We start from the raw sequence: 16,112 nt of genomic DNA, 5'->3' as shown, positions 1-16,112 counted from the left end.
CACGGTCAAGAGCAAGAAGCAGCGCTCCATCTCGGAAGTGTTCCAGGAGATCGAGCCTGAAGACCTGATCAAGTTCGGCATCATCCCCGAGCTGGTCGGCCGCATGCCCGTGGTCACGGCCCTGGCCGAACTGGGCGAAGATGCCCTGGTGCAGATCCTGACCGAGCCCAAGAACGCCCTGGTCAAGCAGTACAGCAAGCTGCTGGCCATGGAAGGCGTGGAGCTGGAGATCCGGCCTGCCGCGCTCAAGGCCATCGCCCGCAAGGCGCTGGCGCGCAAGACGGGTGCCCGTGGCCTGCGCTCCATCCTGGAGCAATCGCTGATCGGCACCATGTACGAGCTGCCCAATGCCGACAATGTCGAAAAGGTAGTGGTGGACGAGTCCACCATCGAAGACGGAAAGGCGCCGCTGCTGGTTTACCGCGAAGCGGCCAAGAAGGCCTGATGCGCCGCCGCCTGCAAAGGTCCGGCAGCGCAAGTCCCTGCGGCCCGAAATCCTTTCGGGCCGCAGGGTTGAAATACACCGGTGTGCGGACCATCTTCCGCTGACAAACCGAGGATTCCCATGTCAGGACATACCCCTTTGCCTTCCACCCCCCTAGACCTGGCGCTGCTGCCGCTGCGCGATGTGGTCGTGTTCCCCCACATGGTGATCCCGCTGTTCGTGGGGCGCGCCAAGAGCATCAAGGCGCTGGAGCTGGCCATGGAGGGCGACCGCCGCATCATGCTGGTGGCCCAGAAGACCGCCTCCAAGGACGAGCCCACGGCCGCTGACATGTTCGATGTCGGCTGCGTGTCCACCATCCTGCAGATGCTCAAGCTGCCCGACGGCACGGTCAAGGTGCTGGTCGAAGGCCAGCAGCGCGCGCTGGTCAAGCAGGTCATGGACGAAGAGACCCACTTCGTGGGCTCCGTCGTGCCCGTGGCGCCCGAGGCCGAAACGCACAAGCCCAGCGAGATCGAGGCCCTGCGCCGCGCCGTGACGCAGCAGTTCGACCAGTACGTCAAGCTCAACAAGAAGATCCCGCCCGAGATCCTCACCTCCATCGCCAGCATCGACGATGCCGGTCGCCTGGCCGACACCATTGCCGCGCACCTGCCGCTCAAGCTTGAGAACAAGCAGGCCGTGCTCGACCTGGTGGACATCAAGGAACGCCTGGAAAACCTCTTCGAGCAACTGGACCGCGAAGTCGACATCCTCAACGTCGACAAGCGCATCCGCGGCCGCGTCAAGCGCCAGATGGAGAAGAACCAGCGCGACTTCTACCTGAACGAGCAGGTCAAGGCCATCCAGAAGGAACTGGGCGAGGGCGAGGACGGCGCCGACATCGAAGAGATCGAAAAGAAGATCAAGCTCGCCCGCATGCCCGCCGAGGCGCGAAAGAAGGCGGAGGCCGAGCTCAAGAAGCTCAAGCTCATGTCGCCCATGTCGGCCGAAGCCACCGTGGTGCGCAACTACATCGACGTGCTCACGGGCCTGCCCTGGAGCAAGAAGACCAAGATCAAGCACGACCTGGCCAATGCCGAGGACGTGCTCAATGCCGACCACTTCGGCCTCGAAAAGGTCAAGGACCGCATCCTTGAATATCTTGCTGTGCAGCAGCGCGTGGACAAGGTCAAGGCGCCCATCCTGTGCCTGGTCGGGCCTCCGGGCGTGGGCAAGACCTCGCTGGGCCAGTCCATCGCCAAGGCCACGGGCCGCAAGTACGTGCGCATGGCGCTGGGCGGCATGCGTGACGAGGCGGAAATCCGCGGCCACCGCCGCACCTACATCGGCGCCATGCCGGGCAAGGTGCTGCAAAGCCTGGACAAGGTCGGCACGCGCAACCCGCTGTTCCTGCTGGACGAAATCGACAAGCTCGGAATGGACTTCCGTGGCGACCCGTCGAGCGCCCTGCTGGAAGTGCTGGACCCCGAGCAGAACCACACCTTCGGCGATCACTACGTCGAGGTGGACTTCGACCTCAGCGACGTGATGTTCGTGGCGACCTCCAACTCCATGAACATCCCGCCCGCGCTGCTGGACCGCATGGAAGTGATCCGCCTGTCGGGTTACACCGAGGACGAAAAGGTCAACATCGCCATCCGCTACCTGCTGCCCAAGCAACTCACCAACAACGGTGTGAAGGACGGCGAAATGCAGGTCGACGAGTCCGCCATCCGCGACATCGTGCGCTACTACACGCGTGAAGCCGGCGTGCGCTCGCTGGAACGCGAGCTCTCCAAGATCTGCCGCAAGGTGGTCAAGGGACTGCAGCTCAAGAAGCTGGAGCCCACTGTCGTCGTCAATGCCGACAACCTCACCGACTACCTGGGTGTGCGCAAGTACAGCTATGGCCGTGCCGAGCACAACAACCAGGTCGGCCAGGTCGTGGGCCTGGCATGGACCGAGGTCGGTGGCGATCTGCTGACCATCGAGGCCGCCATCATGCCGGGCAAGGGCGTGATCTCGCGCACCGGCTCCCTGGGCGATGTGATGAAGGAATCCGTGGAAGCCGCCCGCACCGTGGTGCGCAGCCGCTCGCGCATGCTCGGTATCAAGGACGAGGCCTTCGAGAAGAAGGACATCCACGTGCACGTGCCCGATGGCGCCACGCCCAAGGACGGCCCCAGCGCGGGTGCGGCCATGACGACGGCCTTCGTCTCTGCGCTGACCGGTATCCCGGTGCGTGCCGATGTCGCCATGACTGGCGAGATCACGCTGCGCGGTGAGGTCACCGCCATCGGCGGCCTCAAGGAAAAGCTGCTGGCGGCCCTGCGTGGCGGCATCAAGACGGTGCTGATCCCCGAAGAGAACGTCAAGGACCTCCAGGAGATCCCCGACAACGTCAAGAGCGGCCTGGAAATCATCCCCGTCAAGTGGATCGACCAGGTCCTCAAGGTGGCGCTGGAGCGTGTGCCCGAGCCCTTGTCCGAGGAGGAGGCCGCAGCGCCGCCGCCAGCGGAATCCAAGCCTGTGGAGCCAGCCGTCAAGCACTGAAGATGAAAAAATGTAGCGTTTTTCCTGAACCCTCCAAGAACTACGCTACAATTCATCCCATCGCAGCAAACGACGTTGTAGAATGTCAGGCTTCGGTAGAAATGCGGGAATAGCTCAGTTGGTAGAGCGCAACCTTGCCAAGGTTGAGGTCGACGGTTCGAACCCGTTTTCCCGCTCCAGATTTTGAACATGCTTTCGGGTGTGTTCGGTTCTGGTGGCGGTTGGCTGCCAGAATTGATGATTCAAGCGGGAATAGCTCAGTTGGTAGAGCGCAACCTTGCCAAGGTTGAGGTCGACGGTTCGAACCCGTTTTCCCGCTCCAGTTTTGTATGTGCCTGGTGCGCATCCGATTCAGGTGACGGTTGGTTGCTTGAATTTTTTGCGGGAATAGCTCAGTTGGTAGAGCGCAACCTTGCCAAGGTTGAGGTCGACGGTTCGAACCCGTTTTCCCGCTCCAGTTTTAAAAACTGCAGCAATGCTGCATGTTTGATAGTGATCTTGGCGCGATAGCAAAGCGGTTATGCCCCGGATTGCAAATCCGGTTAGACCAGTTCGACTCTGGTTCGCGCCTCCAAAAATTCATTGCAGACACAGTGTTCAAAAGGCCCCTCGGGGCCTTTTTCTTTTTCTGCCTCACGGATCGTTGTTCGTCCTTGGTGCCATGTCTCCGCAGCGGCCTCGACTTGGCTGGCTCATCTTCTTCTCTTCCGATTCAGTGCCATGGCGTGCTTCACGCTTTTTGCATCGACAGCATGGCTGCATGCCTGTTTTGGTCATTCATTGCTGATCTGGTGAATTTAATTGTTTCCATTTGTTTGGAATGAGCAGTCGTCATTGAAATTTGGCATTGCTTGTCCATTGAGAAATTGCAAGAAATTGCAAATGGGTTGTCATTGCCGGTAGATTGAATTGGCGGGTCGTGGATATGATGCGCGCTTCATTTATCGGGAGGGATTATGAAGATCAAGCTATTGACGGCGATTGTTGCCAGCGGCGTGGTGCTGGCGGGCTGTAAAACCATGGAGTCTGCCGATGTGGGCGGATTGCTGGATTCGGGCTCCACGGCCATGAAGGCCATGACGCTCACGGATGACGACGTGGTTACGCTGTCCAATGATTCCTGCGCAGCCATGGATGCCCAGAACAAGGTGGCAGATGCAAAGAGCAAGTACACGCTGCGGCTGAACAAGGTGGTTGCCGGCATGCCGCAGGCTGTCAATGGGAAGAAGGCTGTCTACAAGGTCTATATGACGCAGGACGTGAATGCCTGGGCCATGGCCAATGGCTGCATCCGTGTCTACAGCGGCCTGATGGATCTGATGAACGATGACGAGTTGCGTGGCGTGATTGGCCATGAAATCGGGCACGTGGCACTGGGTCACAGCAAGAAGCGCATGCAGACGGCCTATGCGGCTTCGGCCGCGCGCTCTATTGCGGCCAATAGCGGCAATTCGGCGCTGGCATCGCTGTCGCGTTCGCAGGCGGGTGATCTGGGTGAGAAGTTCATCAATGCCCAGTTCTCGCAGTCGCAGGAATCGGCGGCTGATGACTACTCCTTCGATCTGCTCACGGAAAAGAAGATGAGCCGCCAGGGGCTGGTCACATCGTTCCAGAAGCTGGCCAAGCTCAGCGCCGGCAGCGGCGGCAGCTCCATCCTGAGCTCCCATCCGCCGTCCGAACAGCGGGCCCAGCGCATGCAGGATCGCATCGACGGCAAGTAGGCGTCGACGGTGAAGCGGCCTGCCGCCGCAAGGTGCAAGGTGCAAGGTGCAAGGTGCAAGGTGCAAGGTGCAAGGTGCAAGGTGCAAGGTGCAAGGTGCAAGGTGCAAGGTGCAAGGTGCAAGGCAGGCTGCGATCCGCCTTGGTGCAGATTTTTTACGGGCTTCTTCCGAAGCGCCAAAAATCTGCGCTAGAATTCAAGTCTGCTCTGTGAAGCGCACAGCTTTACAGATACGCGGGAATAGCTCAGTTGGTAGAGCGCAACCTTGCCAAGGTTGAGGTCGACGGTTCGAACCCGTTTTCCCGCTCCAATTCAGAAAAAAGGGAAGCGGTAACGCTTCCCTTTTTCGTTGGTGCTGCAGTTGCAGGTGTGAGCAGTTCGCGCTGACCTGTGACGCTGCGGTGCAGGGCCCCGATGGTGAAATTGGTAGACACTGCGGACTTAAAATCCGCCGCTTCCGAACAGGGGCGTGCCGGTTCGATCCCGGCTCGGGGCACCACAACCCAATACGTACCAGGCATTGTTGCTATCTATACGGCAGCGGATTGAAGCAGCCAGGGCGCCTGCTGTTCCGCAATTTCATGCGTCGTGCCGCAACGTGCATCGACGGTCCTGCCCGCTTGCTGCGCTGCACGGTGTCCATGCGTTGCCAAGTCCTTGCCCGTTGGCATAACGTGCGAGAATCCATTCATCAGGCCCCGGGCTGTTTGCCTGGATGGCGCGGCTCGGGCAGACAGTGATGGCGATGCCTGCATGCGTTCCGTTGACGTTGATCGTGGCACATGGTGCGGCGTGACAGGTGTGGCCAAACTCATCCCAGACGAGAACATGTCGAATTACAACGCTCCATTTGAAATCCACGTGCACGGCCAAGTGCTGCTGCGCCCCGACACGACCTACGAGCAGTTGCAGGAAGCGCTGGGTCCGCTGTGGAAGTATGCGGGGGCCCGTTCCCTGGCCGATGGCGCTGGCAGCGTCTATGAGGAAGAGCCAGGCATCCAGTTCGATACCAAGGAGCGCCTGCTCCAGGTGTGCTGGACCGTGCGTGGTGACGAGGATTTCCGCCAGTCGCTGGACGACATGTGCATGGGCATCAATGAGCTGGCCGAGCAGGGCGCGGCCATCGAGGTGACCTTCTACGACACCGAGTTCGACGAGGAAGAGGAGTCCGAAGAGGCCGAGTCGCGCGACGACTTCGTCATGCTCTTCGTTGGCCCGACGCCCGCGGCCATCATGCAGGTGCAGCGCGATCTGCTGGTGCAGGACGTGGTCAACCTGATGGAGCGCCATTTCGACGGCTCCGAGCTGGGTGGCGTGGTGCAGGAGATCGACAAGCTGTTCTCCCAGCGCTTTGACGCCCTGGTCAGCTCGCTGGAGATCGGCAAGCCGCCGCGCGGCATGGGTGGATCGGGTTCGGGCCACGGCGGCAACCGCCGCCCACGCCACCTGCATTGAGCGCAAGGCGCTGCCCCGCGCAGCGTACAGCCATGGCGGCACAGGCCAGCACGCCCAAGTACTCCGGAGCAGTCACCGAGACCGTGCGCCGCCAGCGCGAGCAGCGGCGCGAGGTGGCCGGTGGCGTGCTGCCGCTTCCCTACCTGTCCGCCTACCCGGCCGCGCTGCAGTCACAGGTGCGTGGCTGGCTGGCCGATGACAAGGCTGAGGCCTGGCTGCTGCGCAAGCATCCCGAGGCCCATGCCGTGCGCACGGACAAGAGCCTCTATGACTACGTGGACGCCCTCAAGGGCCGGCACATGCGCAATGCCGGCACGCTGAACAAGGTGGCCTATGACGGCCGCATCCATGTGGTCCACAACGCCCTGGGCCTGCACACGCGCCGCACCGTGGTGCAAGGAAGCCGCCTCAATGCACGGCACGAGATCCGCATCGGCGCACTGTTCAAGCAGGCGCCCGAGGCTTTCCTGCGCATGATCGTCGTCCACGAGCTGGCCCATCTGCGCGAGCCCGACCACGACAAGGCCTTCTACCAGCTGTGCACCCACATGGAGCCCGACTACCACCAGCTGGAGTTCGAACTGCGCCTGTACCTGAGCTGGATGGACCACTCGGGCCGGCGCCTGTGGCAGGCGCAGCCCTGAGTCAAGCGGCCGCTGGGACGGCGCTGGATTCGCCGACCTGAACGGACGAGCAGCATTGCGCGGGCAGCTCCAGCCAGCGCGATGCGGCCGATTGCAGGGCCTGCAGCGATCCCGTGGTCATCAGCTGGACCTGGCCCTCTGCTGCGGGCAAGGGTCCTGATTCGCTGGCCAGGGTGCCCAGGCGATCCAGCACACGCCGCGTCTGGCGGGCCACCGGAGCGCCGGTGTCGATGAACTGGATGTCCGGCCCCAGCAGCGTGCGCAACTGCTCGCTGGCGAATATGTAGTGGGTGCAGCCCAGCACCAGGGAATCCATCTCGCCCGTCTTCTGTCCGAAGCTGCCCAGGGCATTCACGTACCTGGCGCACAGTTGCGCGACCTCGGTGGCCATGGGGTCGGCGGGAACGGGTTGCTCCGTGCTTTCCTCGATGGCCTTGGCCAGTCCGTCGCAGGGCTGGACATGGAATTGCACGCGCTGGCCATGGTCGGCCACCAACCGGGCAAAGCGTGCGCTGCTCACCGTGCCGCGTGTGGCCATCACGCCCACGTGGCCGGTCTGGCTCGACAGCGAAGCGGGCTTGATGGCGGGCTCCACGCCGATCAGGGGCAGTTCGGGCATTTCGGCGCGCAGCATGTCCACGGCCGCTGCCGTGGCCGTGTTGCAGGCGATCACCAGCACCTTGATCTGGTGCTGCTCGCGCAGATGGCGCGCAATGGTGCGCGTGCGCTGCTGAACGAAGGCATCGCCACGCGCATCGCCATAGGGTGCATTGCCGCTGTCGGCCAGGTAGACGAAGCGCTCATGCGGCAGTTCATGGCGCAGCGCCTGCAGCACGCTGAGGCCGCCGATGCCGCTGTCGAAGACGCCGATGGGAGAGGCCGGGGAGGTCATGTGGAGATGCGGATAAAGGCTTTTGGAGGCGGCGCCCAGTATGCCCGCTCGGGCGCGTTCATGCTGCGGCCATGGCTTGCTGCTGCAGCCATTGGGCATGTGTCAGGCGATACAGGCAATGCCTGCGCAGCGCATGGCCTGCCGGCACCTCCGGATGGTCGAAGTCATGGGCGTCGCGCTCCATGCCCAGGCGCTGCATCACGGCCTGCGAACGCAGGTTGGACAGCGCGGTGAACGAGACGATGGACTCCAGATGCAACGTGCTGAAGCCGTGCTCCAGCGCCGCCCGTGCGCCTTCGCTGGCCAGGCCTTGGCCCCAGAAAGGCCGGGCGAGCCGCCAGCCGATTTCCACGCAGGGCGAGAACGGCAAAGACGCGGCGGGAGCATGCAGCCCGATGAAGCCCATGAACTCGCCGCTGGCAAGGTGCTCTGCCGCCCAGAAGCCCCAGCCGCGTTCCTCGATCAGTGCCTGGATCCTGTCTGCCATGGCATCGCTTTGTTCACGGCTGAGCAGTGCCGGAAAGTGCTCCATGACCTGTGGGTCGGCATTCAGCGCGGCAAAGGGCTGCCGGTCGCCGGTCTGCCACTGGCGCAGTATCAGGCGCGGTGTCCGCAGGGTCGCTACAGGGGAATGTGTGGTGGTCATGGTTGGAGAGGGCGCTGCAGTACCAGCAGATACGCGGCCGCATGGCCGTGGAAGGAGTGGGGGATGAAGCCTGCCTCGCCTGCCAGCTTTTCCACGCTGGTGCGGCGCTGGAAATGCGGGTCGAAGACCAGTTCGGCCACGGCCAGCAGGCCGCCGGGGCGCAGGCTCTGGAAGATATCGGCCAGCGCGGCCTGGCGGTCCGGAATCTCTCCCAGCACGGCGGCCATCACGGCGCGGTCGTGCTGCTCGGATGCGAGCTGCCCCTGGCCCAGCGCAACCGCCTGGGTGCGCACATTCTCCAGCCCCTGGGCACGCGCCTTGGCCGCCACCTGTTCGAGCATGGCCGGCTGCAGGTCCACGGCCAGCACCTGTCCCTGCGCGCCAACGGCACGCGCCAATGGCAGGGTGACGCGGCCCGGGCCGCAGCCCGCATCCAGCACCTTCATGCCCGGCTGGATCTGCAGTTGCCTGACGATGAAGGCGGCCTTGTTGCTGGCCGCGAAGGGGTTGTCAAGCTCGACCATCCAGCGCAGCCAGGACGGGCAGGGCAGGACATGGCGGCGGGAGGACAGGCGCCAGGCCAGGCTGGTCACGGCCAGCAGGGCGATGAGGACGAGCGCGATGGTCATGTTGAATGGGCTGTGTTGCAGGCAGCGGGCAGTCTGTCACAAATGCCCGCACCAATGAAAAGACCGCCCGAAGGCGGTCCCTTTGCGCTTGGCGCCGGCTTCAGGCTGAGGCGATCTCAATGGTCTTGAACTCGCCGGAGGCGATGCGCTTTTGCCATTCGGCAGGGCCGGTGATGTGGGCGCTGGTGCCGCCGGCATCCACGGCCACGGTCACGGGCATGTCCACCACGTCGAATTCGTAGATGGCTTCCATGCCCAGGTCCTCGAAGCCCACGACCTTGGCGTTCTTGATGGCCTTGGACACCAGGTAGGCGGCGCCGCCCACGGCCATCAGGTAGGCCGACTTGTGGTTCTTGATGGACTCGATGGCCACCGGGCCGCGCTCGGCCTTGCCGATCATGGCGATCAGGCCGGTCTGCTCCAGCATCATGTCGGTGAACTTGTCCATGCGGGTGGCCGTCGTGGGGCCTGCGGGGCCCACGGCTTCGTCCTTGACCGGGTCCACGGGGCCGACGTAGTAGATCACGCGGTTGGTGAAGTCCACGGGCAGCTTCTCGCCCTTGGCCAGCATGTCCTGGATGCGCTTGTGGGCGGCATCGCGGCCCGTGAGCATCTTGCCGTTGAGCAGCAGGGTGTCGCCGGGCTTCCAGCTGGCCACTTCTTCCTTGGTCAGGGCGTTGAGGTCCACGCGGCGCGACTTGTTGTAGTCAGGCTCCCAGTCGATCTTGGGCCACAGGTCCAGCGAGGGCGCGTCCATGTAGACCGCGCCGGAGCCGTCCATCACGAAGTGCGCATGGCGCGTGGCCGCGCAGTTGGGGATCATGGCCACGGGCTTGGAGGCCGCGTGCGTGGGGTACATCTTGATCTTGATGTCCAGCACGGTGGCCAGGCCGCCCAGGCCTTGCGCGCCGATGCCCAGGGCGTTGACCTTCTCGTACAGCTCCAGGCGCAGTTCCTCGACCTGGTCGAGCTTCTCGCCGCGCGCGGCCTTGGCCTGCAGCTCGTACATGTCCAGGTCTTCCATCAGGCTTTCCTTGGCCAGCAGCACGGCCTTCTCGGCGGTGCCGCCGATGCCGATGCCCAGCATGCCCGGCGGGCACCAGCCCGCGCCCATGGTCGGAACGGTCTTGAGAACCCAGTCCACCAGGTTGTCGCTGGGGTTCATCATGATCATCTTGGACTTGTTCTCCGAGCCGCCGCCCTTGGCGGCCACAGTCACGTCCAGCTTGTCGCCGGGCACGATCTGCACGTTGATGACGGCAGGCGTGTTGTCCTTGGTGTTCTTGCGCGCGAACAGCGGATCGGCCACGACCGAGGCACGCAGCGTGTTCTCGGGGTGGTTGTAGCCGCGGCGTACGCCTTCGTTGATGGCGTCTTCCAGGCCGCCCGTGAAGCCTTCCCAGCGCACGTCCATGCCCACCTTCAGGAACACGTTGACGATGCCGGTGTCCTGGCAGATCGGGCGGTGGCCGGTGGCCGACATCTTGGAGTTGGTCAGGATCTGGGCCATCGCGTCCTTGGCCGCCGGGCTCTGCTCGCGTTCGTAGGCGCGGGCCAGGTGGGCGATGTAGTCGGCGGGGTGGTAGTAGCTGATGTACTGCAGGGCGCCTGCGATCGAATCGATCAGGTCCTGCTGGCGGATCGTGGTGGTCATCGGTGGGGTGTCTTTTTGATCGGGGGAACAGGGGAGGGGAATCCCGGGGGCGATTATCGGCGCTGCAGGGGGAAAAGTGCACGCAATGGGCGCAGTCTTGTACAAGAGTCGAGGGGTTTGCCTGGACAAGCCCGCCTCGGCGACACCTCAGTGGGGGACGGATGCGAGAGGTTCCCATTTACGGAGTTACCATGAGCGGGTTTTTGCCATTGCGGCCCTGCCAGCCAGATATCCCCGAGCCACGTCCTGCGCGGCCCGCCGACCTGCCTCCAGCCAACTGCGCCGCGTTGTTTTCACCAAGGAGTCCATACCAATGACCGCGACCCGCCAGGAAAAAGACACTTTCGGACCCATAGCCGTCCCCGCAGACAAGCTCTGGGGTGCGCAGACGCAGCGTTCGCTGCAGAACTTCGACATCAGCGGCGAGCAGCAGCCGCGCGAGATCATCCACGCGCTGGCCCAGGTCAAGAAGGCCTCGGCCACCGTCAACCACAAGCTGGGCCTGCTGGACGTGAAGAAGACCCAGGCCATCCTGGCCGCCGCCGACGAGGTGATCGCCGGCAAGCACCCGGACGAGTTCCCGCTGGTGGTCTGGCAGACCGGCTCGGGCACGCAGACCAACATGAACGTCAACGAGGTGCTGGCCAACCGCGCCAGCGAAATCCTCGGCGGCGAGCGCGGCGAGTCGCGTCTGGTCCACCCCAATGACGACGTGAACAAGAGCCAGTCGAGCAACGACGTGTTCCCGACCGCCATGCACGTGGCTGCCGTCACGGCCATCGAGCAAAAGCTGCTGCCCGCCCTTGCCCTGCTGCGCAACACGCTGCAGGCCAAGAGCGAGGCCTATGCCGACATCGTCAAGATCGGCCGCACCCATCTGCAGGACGCCACGCCGCTGACGCTGGGCCAGGAAATCTCGGGCTGGGTGGCCCAGCTGGCCCATGGCGAAAAGCATGTGCGCGCCGCGCTGCCGCACCTGTACGAGCTGGCGCTGGGCGGCACGGCCGTGGGCACGGGCCTGAATGCGCCCAAGGGCTATGCCGAGGGCGTGGCGGCCGAGCTGTCCCAGCTCACCGGCTACCCGTTCGTGACGGCGCCCAGCAAGTTCGAGGCCCTGGCCTCGTGCGATGGCCTGGTCCACGCCCACGGCGCGCTCAAGACGCTGGCCGCCAGCATGATGAAGATCGCCAACGACGTGCGCTGGCTGGCCTCGGGCCCGCGCAGCGGCCTGGGCGAGATCTCCATCCCCGAGAACGAGCCCGGCTCGTCCATCATGCCCGGCAAGGTCAACCCCACGCAGAGCGAAGCCGTGACCATGCTGGCGGCCCAGGTCTTCGGCAACGACGTGGCGATCAACTTCGGCGGCGCCTCGGGCAACTTCGAGCTGAACGTGTTCCGCCCCATGGTCTCGCACAACTTCCTGCAGAGCGTGCGCCTGCTGGCCGATGGCATGAAGAGCTTCAACGACCACTGCGCCGTGGGCATAGAACCCAACCGCGAGCGCATCACCGAGCTGGTGCAGCGCTCGCTGATGCTGGTGACGGCGTTGAACCCGCACATCGGCTACGACAAGGCGGCCTACATCGCCAAGAAGGCGCACAAGGAAGGCTCCAGCCTGCGCGAAGCGGCTGTGGCATCGGGCCACCTGACCGGCGAACAGTTCGACGCCTGGGTGATCCCTGCCAAGATGGTCGGCAATCTGTAAGACCTGCTGATGCAAACAAAAAGGGGAGCCGGCCGGCTCCCCTTTTTTCTTCACCGCCTGGCCTGGCTCAGTTGTCCGCCTGCGGGCGGCGCACAGTGCGGAACACGTACTTGAGCGCGTCGCCGATGGTGCTTTCCCAGACCGGCCATTCATGCTTGCCGTTGACGATGCGCAGCTCGGCAGGCTGCTTGTTCCTGCGCAGCTGGGCGTAGAGCTGGGCGGCGTCGGACTCGATCATGAATTCATCGTCGTCGCCCGAGTTGATGTACATGGGCACGCTGATCTTGCGGGCGAGAAAGCTGTCCCACAGCACAGGGTAGTTGTAGCTCTTCCAGACCGTGGTGCTGTACTGGCCGCCGGTATTGGGTTCGGCAAAGACCTTGACCGAGCGTGCCGAGGAATCGGCGGGCGGCTCGGGGTTGTAGATGGCGGGGCTCAGCAGGGCGGCGGCCTGGAATTTCTCGGGGTACTTGAGCACGTAGCGCAGCGCGCCATAGCCGCCCATGGACAGGCCGCCGATCACGCGGCCATCGCGGCTGGTGAGGGTGCGGTACTCCTTCTCGACATGGGGGACGAGGTCCTGGAAGAAGGCTGTCTCCATGGGCTCCTTGAGGTCCACGTACCAGGTTGTTCCTGCGTCGGGCATGACGATGATGGCGGGCGGGATCTCCCCGTTCTGGATCAGCTGGTCCACCGTGCGCAGCAGGTTGCCCTTGACGGGCCAGTCGTTGCGCTGGCCGTCGTTGCCGTGCAGCAGGTACATGACGGGGTAGCGCAGCCTGGACTGGGCGTCGTAGCCCGTGGGCAGGTAGACGTTGTAGGTCCAGCTGCGCTGCAGCGTGGCGCTCTTGAACTCGGCGGCCTCGATGGAGCCGGCCTGGGCGGCTGTGCCGGCCTGCAGCGCGGCGGCCGCCAGCGTGCCGAAGGCGGCCTGGCGCAGGACGATGGAAAAGGAAAGTTGGCGCATGGTTTTTTGTCTCCTATGGGCCGTGGCGGCTGGCCACGGCTGCGCCAATGTAATCGAGGGCCTGTGCGCCTCGGGCCCGCATTCGGCCGGACCGTCGCCTGGGCGACTGTGGCCCTCGCCGGGGCGGCCCTCAGCCGGGCGCCCGCTGCACGTGGCGCAGCGCGCTGCGAAAGCCCAGTTGCCCCAGCACGCAGGCCACCACCAGGGCCAGCGCTGCCGACAGCGCCGGGTTGCTGCCCAGGCTGGCGCCCAGCGTGCACAGGCCGCCCACGGCCATCTGGGTGCTGCCGTAGACCCCGGCGGCCGAGCCCGTGAGGCGCGGATGCACGCTGAGCGCGCTGGCCAGCGCCGCAGGACTGGTCAGGCCCGAGCCCAGCGCGAACAGCACCATCAGCCCCACCACGATGGCCGGCGTGAGCTGGTTGAACAGGGCCAGCAACAGCAGCATGGCCGCGCTGGCCAGGCTCAGCAGATTGCCGTTGAGCATCAGCCGCTCCAGGGGCCAGTGGCGTATCAGCTGGCGGGCCAGCGCATTGCCCACGGCCATGCCGCCCATGAGCAGGCCCAGGTAGATGGCCACCTCATGCTTGGTGGAATGCAGCTGCTCGATGAAGACGAAGGGCGCGGCCGCCAGGAAGGCATAGATGGACGTGGTGGCGCAGCCGCCGCCCACGGCAAAGCCCACGAAGGCAGGAGAGCGCAGCAGGCTGCGGTAGTCGTCGCGGATGGTGCCCAGGTGCAGGCGGCCCGTGGGCTGGCCGGTTTCTGGCAGCAGCTTCCAGATGGCGAAGGCCGTCACGCCGCCGACCACGGCCAGCGTGCCGAAGATGGCGCGCCAGCCCAGGGCGTCGTCGATGGCCGAGCCGATGGCCGGCGCGATGCCGGGGCCGATCATCATCATCAGGTTGAGCAGCGCCAGGCTGCCCACGGCGTTCTCGGGCGTGCTTGAATCGCGCGCAATGGCGCGGCCCAGGGCCAGGCCCGCGCAGCCGCCCAGCGCCTGGAGCAGCCGCGCGCCGATCAGCCAGGGGGCGGACGGGGCGAGAAAGGCCGCCAGGCTGGCCAGCGCATAGAGGATGAGCCCGGCCAGCAGCATGGGGCGGCGACCCAGGCTGTCCGACAGCGGGCCGTAGATCAGCTGGCCCACGCCCAGGCCCAGGATGTAGACCGTGATGGTCAGCTGCATCTGGCTGGCACCGGCCTGGAGCTGGCGTGCCGCATCGGGCAGGGCGGGCAGGAACATGTGCATGGCCAGCGTGCCGACGATGGTCACGATCACCAGCAGCCACAGCGGCGCCTTGCGGCTGGCCGCTGCATGGTCCTGGGCGGGTGGTAGCGAAGAGTGCTCGGCCGCCATCTCAGGCAGCCTGCTCGTCGGGCAGGTCCGTGTCGCAGGCGGGCTCGGCGGCCATGGCCTCCAGCAGGCGCTGCAGCGTGGCATAGGCCGCGCCCAGTTCCTCGGGCGGCACGGCGCCCAGCACCTGGGCGCGCGCCTGCTGCAGCAGGCCCTGCACGGCTTCTACCTGGGCATGGCCGGCTGGCGTGAGCTGGATTTTTCTGACGCGGCGGTCGCTGTCGTCCACGCGCTCTATCCAGCCCTGGGCGGCCAGTCCGTCCACCAGGCGCACGACGGAGGAGCTGTCCAGCGCCAGGGAGTGGGCCAGATCCTTCTGGCGCATGGCCTCGGGCGAGCGCGCCAGGTGCATCAGCGGCATCCACAGTGCCTGGGTCAGTCCCATGGGGGCCAGCAGCCGGTCCAGCGTGCGGCGCCACTGCTTGTTCACCTGCCCCAGCGTGAACATGAAATGCCTTTGCACGGCGGCGGGGTCGGCCTGCGTGGGCGGTGAGGGGGTGAAAGGGGACGACATCGGGTGATATTCAAATAGTTGGCATCCCAATTATCTGCATATCAACGATGTCGTTTGCTGGGCCGCCCTGATACATCCGCATGCATCAGGGTCTTGCCCGCGGTGCCGAGGCCGTATGCCGAGGCTGTGTGCCGGCCGTTACATGCCCAGCGACTTGAGCAGTTCGTCGGTGTCGGTGCTGGCGGCCGGCGCGGGCGCTGCGGCCGGGGCGCTGGCGGCGGTCTGGGCCATGAGCGCATCGGGATCAGGGCGCTCCTGGGGCTCGAAGTCCACGACCTTGATGAACTCCGTGCGGTCCATGGCCAGTTCGAGATAGAAGATGTTGTTGTTGCCCGTGTAGAAGGTCACGCGGCGCGCCTCGGGGGAGTCGAGGTTGGCGTCCACGCTGAGGTTGACCTGCTTGTTCAGGCGGATCATCTTGGGCTGGCTCTGGGTGATGTAGGTCTGAAGCTCGCGCTGGACCTTGCTGGTGAAGTCGCCCACCACCTGGTTCATCAGCTCGCCCATGACGTTGCTGACATCGTCGGAGGTGTAGGAGCTGGCAAGGTCCTCTTCACCCATGCCCATGCTCAGCATGTAGCTGCGGTACAGCTCCATGGCGGCGGCGGCCGAGAAATTGATGATCACCAGGCCCGAGAAGCCGCCGTCCACCAGGACAAAGCAGCCGATGTCGGGCTTGAGGCTGGTCTTGGTGATGCGTTGCACCATGCCCGAATACTGGATCTGGCACTGCGTGGCCACCTGGAGCACGCGCGATACCGAATTGCAGAGGCTGATCAGCACGTCTTCCGTGCCATGGACGATGGGATGTTGGGGCTGGTTCATGAGGTCAACGGGACAAAATTGTGAGCGATTATGGGTGCAAGTCCGTTGTTGCGACCATTTGTAACTCCGAAGGCGTATTCTGGATGCCGGACCGGGCAGCCCGCCGGGTCCTCACCTTTGATGCAAC

At 64.5% G+C, this 16,112-nt stretch carries 13 protein-coding genes, 6 tRNA genes and 1 pseudogene; 12 read left to right on the top strand and 8 right to left on the bottom strand.

Translation table 11 applies throughout. From position 1 onward, the window contains the following. The 11 genes and pseudogenes from JHD82_RS14585 to JHD82_RS14535 form a co-directional block, all read left to right on the top strand. A pseudogene (locus JHD82_RS14585) lies at window positions 1–445 on the top strand (ATP-dependent Clp protease ATP-binding subunit ClpX); the annotation flags it as partial. 120 nt (window positions 446–565) lie between these two features. Then, a complete protein-coding gene (lon, locus tag JHD82_RS14580) occupies window positions 566–2,980 on the top strand; it encodes an endopeptidase La (RefSeq protein ID WP_012204531.1) in 2,415 nt (804 codons plus the stop codon). Between the two features lie 103 nt (window positions 2,981–3,083). Beyond that, window positions 3,084–3,159 (top strand) — tRNA-Gly (locus JHD82_RS14575). A gap of 67 nt (window positions 3,160–3,226) precedes the next feature. Then, window positions 3,227–3,302 (top strand) — tRNA-Gly (locus tag JHD82_RS14570). A 59-nt stretch (window positions 3,303–3,361) separates the two neighbouring features. Further along, window positions 3,362–3,437, top strand: a tRNA-Gly gene (locus JHD82_RS14565). A gap of 43 nt (window positions 3,438–3,480) precedes the next feature. After that, a tRNA-Cys gene (locus tag JHD82_RS14560) sits at window positions 3,481–3,554 on the top strand. A 382-nt stretch (window positions 3,555–3,936) separates the two neighbouring features. After that, window positions 3,937–4,701 carry a M48 family metalloprotease gene (locus JHD82_RS14555; RefSeq protein WP_199137127.1) on the top strand — a complete coding sequence of 255 codons (765 nt, stop codon included), beginning with the start codon at window positions 3,937–3,939 and terminating at the stop codon, window positions 4,699–4,701. Window positions 4,702–4,934: 233 nt separating this feature from the next. Continuing rightward, window positions 4,935–5,010, top strand: a tRNA-Gly gene (locus JHD82_RS14550). Window positions 5,011–5,108: 98 nt separating this feature from the next. After that, window positions 5,109–5,199: transfer RNA gene (locus tag JHD82_RS14545), tRNA-Leu, on the top strand. Window positions 5,200–5,528: 329 nt separating this feature from the next. After that, window positions 5,529–6,155 (top strand): DUF6806 family protein, encoded by a 627-nt coding sequence (locus JHD82_RS14540; RefSeq protein ID WP_013803265.1) that lies wholly within the window; start codon window positions 5,529–5,531, stop codon window positions 6,153–6,155. Between the two features lie 32 nt (window positions 6,156–6,187). Beyond that, window positions 6,188–6,799, top strand: a complete 612-nt coding sequence (locus JHD82_RS14535) for a M48 family metallopeptidase (protein WP_013803264.1) — start codon at window positions 6,188–6,190, stop codon at window positions 6,797–6,799. A 1-nt stretch (window position 6,800) separates the two neighbouring features. On the opposite strand, the gene murI is transcribed toward JHD82_RS14535, so the two are convergent. From murI to JHD82_RS14515, 4 genes are all read right to left on the bottom strand, one after another. Next, window positions 6,801–7,691 carry a glutamate racemase gene (gene murI / locus JHD82_RS14530; protein ID WP_199137126.1) on the bottom strand — a complete coding sequence of 297 codons (891 nt, stop codon included), beginning with the start codon at window positions 7,689–7,691 and terminating at the stop codon, window positions 6,801–6,803. A 58-nt stretch (window positions 7,692–7,749) separates the two neighbouring features. After that, window positions 7,750–8,337: a GNAT family N-acetyltransferase gene (locus JHD82_RS14525; RefSeq protein WP_199137125.1), complete on the bottom strand. Its 588-nt coding sequence runs from the start codon at window positions 8,335–8,337 to the stop codon at window positions 7,750–7,752. Beyond that, a complete protein-coding gene (locus tag JHD82_RS14520) occupies window positions 8,334–8,966 on the bottom strand; it encodes a class I SAM-dependent methyltransferase (protein ID WP_199137124.1) in 633 nt (210 codons plus the stop codon). Before JHD82_RS14520 ends, JHD82_RS14525 begins: the two co-directional genes overlap by 4 nt. Window positions 8,967–9,066: 100 nt before the next feature. Then, a complete protein-coding gene (locus JHD82_RS14515; RefSeq protein WP_034391754.1) occupies window positions 9,067–10,620 on the bottom strand; it encodes a fumarate hydratase in 1,554 nt (517 codons plus the stop codon). Between the two features lie 313 nt (window positions 10,621–10,933). Here JHD82_RS14515 and fumC point away from each other — a divergent pair, with 313 nt between their 5' ends. Next, entirely contained in the window at window positions 10,934–12,325 is a 1,392-nt protein-coding gene (gene fumC, locus JHD82_RS14510; protein WP_199137122.1) for a class II fumarate hydratase, read from the top strand. A 67-nt stretch (window positions 12,326–12,392) separates the two neighbouring features. Here the strand turns inward: fumC and JHD82_RS14505 are convergent, their stop codons facing one another. The 4 genes from JHD82_RS14505 to JHD82_RS14490 all read right to left on the bottom strand — a co-directional run bounded on the left by JHD82_RS14505 (window position 12,393) and on the right by JHD82_RS14490 (window position 15,985). Next, window positions 12,393–13,292, bottom strand: coding sequence for an alpha/beta hydrolase family protein (locus tag JHD82_RS14505; RefSeq protein WP_199137120.1), 900 nt, complete (start codon window positions 13,290–13,292; stop codon window positions 12,393–12,395). Between the two features lie 130 nt (window positions 13,293–13,422). After that, entirely contained in the window at window positions 13,423–14,649 is a 1,227-nt protein-coding gene (locus JHD82_RS14500) for a multidrug effflux MFS transporter (RefSeq protein ID WP_199137118.1), read from the bottom strand. Between the two features lies 1 nt (window position 14,650). Further along, a complete protein-coding gene (locus JHD82_RS14495) occupies window positions 14,651–15,160 on the bottom strand; it encodes a MarR family winged helix-turn-helix transcriptional regulator (protein WP_199137116.1) in 510 nt (169 codons plus the stop codon). Between the two features lie 138 nt (window positions 15,161–15,298). After that, window positions 15,299–15,985, bottom strand: a complete 687-nt coding sequence (locus JHD82_RS14490; RefSeq protein ID WP_088165317.1) for a DUF3334 family protein — start codon at window positions 15,983–15,985, stop codon at window positions 15,299–15,301. Window positions 15,986–16,112 lie beyond the last annotated feature (127 nt).

This window comes from Delftia sp. ASV31 (genome assembly GCF_016428765.1).
GTDB classification, from domain to species: Bacteria; Pseudomonadota; Gammaproteobacteria; order Burkholderiales; family Burkholderiaceae_C; genus Comamonas; species Comamonas acidovorans.
The sequence above is the reverse complement of the archived record's forward strand: the minus strand, read 5'-3'. Positions and strand labels throughout refer to the sequence as shown.

What these genes read in the sequence shown, in the direction of transcription:
- JHD82_RS14515 (WP_034391754.1), bottom strand. Translation starts at nt 10,620, where the DNA reads ATGACCACCACGATCCGCCAGCAGGACCTGATCGATTCGATCGCAGGC.
- JHD82_RS14525 (WP_199137125.1), bottom strand. Translation starts at nt 8,337, where the DNA reads ATGACCACCACACATTCCCCTGTAGCGACCCTGCGGACACCGCGCCTG.
- JHD82_RS14520 (WP_199137124.1), bottom strand. Translation starts at nt 8,966, where the DNA reads ATGACCATCGCGCTCGTCCTCATCGCCCTGCTGGCCGTGACCAGCCTG.
- JHD82_RS14500 (WP_199137118.1), bottom strand. Translation starts at nt 14,649, where the DNA reads ATGGCGGCCGAGCACTCTTCGCTACCACCCGCCCAGGACCATGCAGCG.
- JHD82_RS14505 (WP_199137120.1), bottom strand. Translation starts at nt 13,292, where the DNA reads ATGCGCCAACTTTCCTTTTCCATCGTCCTGCGCCAGGCCGCCTTCGGC.
- JHD82_RS14535 (WP_013803264.1), top strand. Translation starts at nt 6,188, where the DNA reads ATGGCGGCACAGGCCAGCACGCCCAAGTACTCCGGAGCAGTCACCGAG.
- JHD82_RS14490 (WP_088165317.1), bottom strand. Translation starts at nt 15,985, where the DNA reads ATGAACCAGCCCCAACATCCCATCGTCCATGGCACGGAAGACGTGCTG.
- JHD82_RS14540 (WP_013803265.1), top strand. Translation starts at nt 5,529, where the DNA reads ATGTCGAATTACAACGCTCCATTTGAAATCCACGTGCACGGCCAAGTG.
- murI (WP_199137126.1), bottom strand. Translation starts at nt 7,691, where the DNA reads ATGACCTCCCCGGCCTCTCCCATCGGCGTCTTCGACAGCGGCATCGGC.
- fumC (WP_199137122.1), top strand. Translation starts at nt 10,934, where the DNA reads ATGACCGCGACCCGCCAGGAAAAAGACACTTTCGGACCCATAGCCGTC.
- JHD82_RS14495 (WP_199137116.1), bottom strand. Translation starts at nt 15,160, where the DNA reads ATGTCGTCCCCTTTCACCCCCTCACCGCCCACGCAGGCCGACCCCGCC.
- JHD82_RS14555 (WP_199137127.1), top strand. Translation starts at nt 3,937, where the DNA reads ATGAAGATCAAGCTATTGACGGCGATTGTTGCCAGCGGCGTGGTGCTG.
- lon (WP_012204531.1), top strand. Translation starts at nt 566, where the DNA reads ATGTCAGGACATACCCCTTTGCCTTCCACCCCCCTAGACCTGGCGCTG.